The sequence below is a fragment of the Cryobacterium sp. 10I1 genome (assembly GCF_035019805.1).
Lineage (GTDB): Bacteria > Actinomycetota > Actinomycetes > Actinomycetales > Microbacteriaceae > Cryobacterium > Cryobacterium glucosi.
The window spans coordinates 1-3,995 of sequence record NZ_JASJVF010000280.1 but is presented as its reverse complement, the minus strand read 5'-3'; the positions used below and the strand labels follow the sequence as shown (position 1 = coordinate 3,995).

Genomic DNA, 3,995 nt, shown 5'->3' with positions numbered 1-3,995 from the left:
GTCGAGGAGCACGAGCTTCTGGTGCGGGGTCGTGCGCAACCGGGTCGAGCCGTTCGCCTCGAGCAGGTCGGCGAGGCTGAGCAGGGTCGGGCCGGAGACGCGGCCGACGAACGGGGTGACACCGATGTAGTAGCGGCCGTCGGTCTGCTTGTGCACGCCGACGTGGTCGCCTGCGCGGGTGGGCGGCGGGGCGGCCGGGCCGTCGGGCAGCGATGAATCGAGGAACTCATCTTCGAGGATCTGCCGGAACTTCTCGGGTCCCCAGTCGGCGAGCAGGAACTTGAGGCGGGCTTTGTTGCGCAGGCGCCGGTAGCCGTAATCGCGGAACAGGCTCGCGACGCCGTGCCAGACCTCGGCGACCCGGTCGGGAGTGATGAAGACGCCGAGCCGTTCGGCGAGGCGTGGGGCGGTGGAAAGGCCGCCGCCGACCCAGAGATCGAAGCCGACGCCGAGTTCGGGGTGCTCGACCGCGACGTAGGAGATGTCGTTGATCTCGTGCACGACGTCCTGGCTGGGACTTCCGGTGATGGCCGTCTTGAACTTCCGCGGCAGGTTCGCGAGGCTCTCGTCGCCGATGTAGCGTGCGGTGATGTCGGTGATCAGCCCGCTCGGGTCGATCAGTTCGTCCGCGGCGATGCCGGCGACGGGGGAGCCGAGGATGACGCGGGGTACGTCGCCGCAGGCCTCCGTGGTCTGCAGCCCGACCGCTTCGAGGCGGGTCCAGATCTCGGGGACGTCCTCGATCCGGATCCAGTGCAGCTGGATGTTCTGCCGGTCGGTGAGGTCGGCGGAGTCGCGGCCGAATTCATGGGAGATCTCGCCGATGACCCGGAGCTGGGTGGTCGTGAGCTGGCCGCCGTCGATGCGCACCCGCAACATGAAGTAGGTGTCTTCGAGCTCGTGCGGCTCGAGGGTCGCGGTCTTGCCGCCGTCGATACCGGGCTTCCGCTGCGTGTAGAGGCCCCACCAGCGCATCCGGCCGTGCAGGTCGGTCCCCTCGATCGAATCGAAACCCTGCTTCGAGTAGATGTTCTCGACCCGCTCGCGGACGCTCAGGCCGCCGTCCTCCTGCTTCCAGGCTTCGTTGCCGTTGAGGGGGGCGGTTCCGTCCACCTTCCACTGGCCGTTGGGACGGCCGGCCTGGCGGTGGGGCCTGGCCGGCGTGGCCGCTTCGGTCTGGTTCGGTGACACGGGATCCTCCTTCGGCGCCGGCACAGCGCGAGCCATAGAGCAGCGTGAGCCGGGGTGCGTTGAAAGAATCTATCGAGAATGAAGTGGAATCACTCGTGTGCGTCGTAACGACCAGTCACGCACCGTAGCAGAGCGTCACACGGATGCGTCTGGCGGCATCCGCTCCTATAGTGTCGGTCGTTGCCGTAACGGCCCCTGTCCTGTTCTGGTCCCTGTCCGCTGTCGGAGGGTGGGCATAGTCTCGCCCCATGACCCAGGTGATCTACAACACGGCGACCTCGTTCACCGGCTTCATCGCGGACGAGTCGAATTCGCTGAGCTGGCTCTTCGCCGTCGACACGGCGGGACTCGAAGACCAGGACCTCTTTCTCGCCGGCATCGGCGTTGTCGTGGAGGGCTCCACGACATACGAGTGGGTGCTGCGTGAGGAGGAGCTGCTCGCCAATCCGCACAAGTGGCGGGAGTTCTACGGCGACCGGCCCACGTTCGTCTTCACCTCGCGCGACCTGCCAACGCCGGACGGGGCAGACGTGCGTTTTGTGCGCGGGAACGTCGCTGCGGCACTGCCGGCGATTCTCGCCGCTGCGGGGGAGAAAGACGTGTGGGTGGTCGGTGGGGGCGACCTCGCCGGCCAGTTCCTCGATGCCGACGCCCTCGACACGATCATGCTCTCGGTGGCGCCGGTCGCCCTGCCCGGTGCGGCACCGCTGCTGCCCAGGAGGGTGGAGTCCGACCGCCTCGAGCTCGTGAGTGCGACGGCCCAGGGCCAGTTCGCGATCCTCACCTATCGCGTGCGCCGTTAGCCGCGTCTCGCCGGCGCCGCCACTGTTCCGTGCCGCCGACCGCCGCGTCTGTTTCCGCAGGCCGCACCCTAAGCGGCGGGCGCGGGCTGCGAAAACGGGCGCGGTTCCATCTCCCGGAAGACCGGGATGCCGAGCGGCAGGAGGGTGACGACCACATAGAGCACGCCGATGATGAAGAAGGAGGCCTGCAGACCGACGGTGTCGGCGCCGATTCCGCCGAGCAGGGCCCCTGCAGGTACGCCGGCCCAGGCCCCGGCGTTGATCAGCCCGAACACCCGTGCGCGCATGCCCTCTGGTACTCGTTCCAACTCGACCGTGCCGAGAATCGGGTTGACGGCACCCGCGGCGACGCCGGAGAGGGCTGTCGCCGCGATCAGCCACGGGAAGGGGAGTCCGGCCGCGAACGCGAAGAGAGACGGACCTCCGGCGAGGGCGAAGCAAACCGAGAACGTGACCCGTCGCGGCAGCCGGTGCGCGAAGAACCCGAAGACGACGGTACCGAGCAGCGCGCCTCCGCCCATCACGGCCACGAGTACCCCGAATGCCGCGGCGCCGCCCAGCGAATCGTGGGCGTAGAGCGGAAGCAGGGAGGAGCCGCGGGCGGCGTCGAACACGTTGGTGACGAGAACCAGGAGCACGACCGCACGCAGGAGCGGATCGCGCGTGACGAACCGGAAACCCCCAGCGAGTGCCGACCAGTAGCCATCGTTTGCCGGGAGCTCGGCCGCGGCGGGCATCCGCTCGCCGGTGAGGGGACGCGCGACGAACAGCCAGGTGATGATCGCCGAGAGCGCGAAGGTGCCCGCGTTGACGAAGAGGGCGTTCAGGGGGCCGATGCCGGCGATCAGGATGCCGCCGAGCGGGGCGCCGAGGAGGCGGGCGAGGCGTTCGGCTCCGTCGAGGAACCCGACGGAGCGTTCGAGACGGACGTGCGCCTCGGCAGAGAACGCGGGCAGCATGACCCGCCGCGCGGTCTGGCCGGGGGTGTCGAGGAGGCCGCTCAGGAAGACCAGGGCGAGCAGGCCCCAGAACGGGAGTCCGATCGTGAGCGCGAGGACGGGGATGGCGAGAACGGTCACCCCGCTGATCAGGTCGGCGAGGATGCTGGCGCGCCGGTAGCCGATCCGGTCGACGACGACCCCGCCGAGGGGGCCGCCGATGATGACCGGCGCCGTCGCGAAGAATGCCGCGGTGCCGACCTCGATCCCCGTTCCGCCCGTCGCGAGCACATAGAACGGAACCGCAAAGAGAGTGACGACGTTCCCGGTCTGAGACACGACGTGCGCCGCGAGCAGTGCGGTGAGAGACCGCAGCGCGCGGGTGGTCGCGACGGTCTTCGTCACGGGGTTCGGTAGGCCTGGTACACCAGGCTGACCCGCTCGGAGCCGTCCGCTTCGGTGTGGGCGGCGCTGAGTGCCAGGAACTTCTCGGTGATGACCTCGAGATCCTTCCGCAGCTCCGCGAGCTCGGCGACCGTGAGGCGCAGCCCTCGGTCGGAACTGGGGGCTGCACGCACCCAGTCCACGGGAAGAGCGGGCACGTTGTCGAGGTAGTGCGTGAAGTTGGCGGCGTAGATCTGCACGATCGCGCGCTGGAGAGCGGTCGATGCTGCCAGTGCCGCGGGGTCGCCGAGCAGGTCCGCCGGCTCCCAGGATGTGAGCGCGTGGCTCGACCGCCACCAGCGTTCGCGGCGATCGGTGCCAACGTCCGCGGCCTCCTGGATCAAACCGATGGACGCGAGTTTGGCCAGGTGGTAGCTCACAGTGCCCGGGGCCTCGTCGACGATGTCGCCGAGCAGGGCGGCGGTCTGGGGGCCGAGCTCGCGCAGGAGGCCGAGCAGACGCAGCCGGGTCGGGTGAGCCAGGACGCGCATGGATGCTGCGCTCGTGAGGTGTGCGGTACCACCGGTTTCAGGAGACATGCCGCCACGCTATCTCCACAACAACTATTGCGCAATAACTGTTGTGTTATTTGTTGGGGACGGGGAGTCGTGCCCTGAGG

At 68.7% G+C, this 3,995-nt stretch carries 4 protein-coding genes; 1 reads left to right on the top strand and 3 read right to left on the bottom strand.

Annotated features, from left to right (window positions below):
• A partial coding sequence (locus QN345_RS16470) for a nitrite/sulfite reductase (protein ID WP_323508895.1) occupies positions 1 to 1,191 on the bottom strand: 1,191 nt, incomplete at its 3' end.
• 248 nt (positions 1,192 to 1,439) lie between these two features.
• Here QN345_RS16470 and QN345_RS16465 point away from each other — a divergent pair.
• A complete protein-coding gene (locus QN345_RS16465; RefSeq protein WP_134447571.1) occupies positions 1,440 to 1,994 on the top strand; it encodes a dihydrofolate reductase family protein in 555 nt (184 codons plus the stop codon).
• A gap of 68 nt (positions 1,995 to 2,062) precedes the next feature.
• On the opposite strand, the gene QN345_RS16460 is transcribed toward QN345_RS16465, so the two are convergent.
• The gene (locus tag QN345_RS16460; protein WP_322135646.1) at positions 2,063 to 3,337 is read right to left on the bottom strand and encodes an MFS transporter; all 1,275 of its coding nucleotides are present in this window, start codon (positions 3,335 to 3,337) and stop codon (positions 2,063 to 2,065) included.
• Positions 3,334 to 3,915: a helix-turn-helix domain-containing protein gene (locus tag QN345_RS16455; RefSeq protein WP_134447575.1), complete on the bottom strand. Its 582-nt coding sequence runs from the start codon at positions 3,913 to 3,915 to the stop codon at positions 3,334 to 3,336. Before QN345_RS16455 ends, QN345_RS16460 begins: the two co-directional genes overlap by 4 nt.
• Positions 3,916 to 3,995: the final 80 nt, after the last annotated feature.